Annotated in this window: 1 pseudogene; it reads right to left on the bottom strand. The window is 69.8% G+C overall.

What is annotated here, in order from left to right:
* Positions 1–529, bottom strand: a pseudogene (locus SPF06_RS22015) (amino acid permease); the annotation flags it as partial.

Below are 529 nucleotides of genomic sequence, written 5' to 3'. Positions count from 1 at the left end.
TCCGGTGTGGCCGGTTGGCGATGACGGGGGCGGCTCCGGTGTAGCCGTCGCGTTCTGCGGCGATCTGGTGGATGCGCTCGCGGCAGGCGTACCAGCCGACGATCATGAGGACGATGGCGACGGCGGTGGCCAGGAGGGTCCAGGGGGAGTCGAGGAGGATCATGACGAGGACCACGGCCAGGAACACGAGGGTGATGTAGCCGGTGTAGGGGGCGCCGGGCATGCGGAAGGAGGGGCGCTCGGTCCATCCCTTGGCGGCCCAGCGCTGGAGGGCGATCTGGCAGATGACGATCGTGGCCCAGGTGGTGATGATGCCCACGGAGGCGACGTTCAGGACGATCTCGAACGCGTCGGAGGGGACGAGGTAGTTCAGCGGCACGCCCAGGAGGGAGACGACGGCGGTGATCGCGATGCCGCCGTAGGGGACGCCGGCCCTGTTCATGCGGAGGGCGAACTTGGGCGCGGAGCCGGCGGCGGCCATCGAGCGCAGGATGCGCCCGGTGGAGTACAGGCCCGCGTTGAGGGAGGA

The sequence above is a fragment of the Sinomonas terricola genome (genome assembly GCF_034931225.1).
In the GTDB taxonomy this organism is placed as follows: domain Bacteria; phylum Actinomycetota; class Actinomycetes; order Actinomycetales; family Micrococcaceae; genus Sinomonas; species Sinomonas terricola.
Note: the sequence above shows the minus strand (reverse complement) of the source record. Positions and strands in the feature narration are given on the sequence as shown.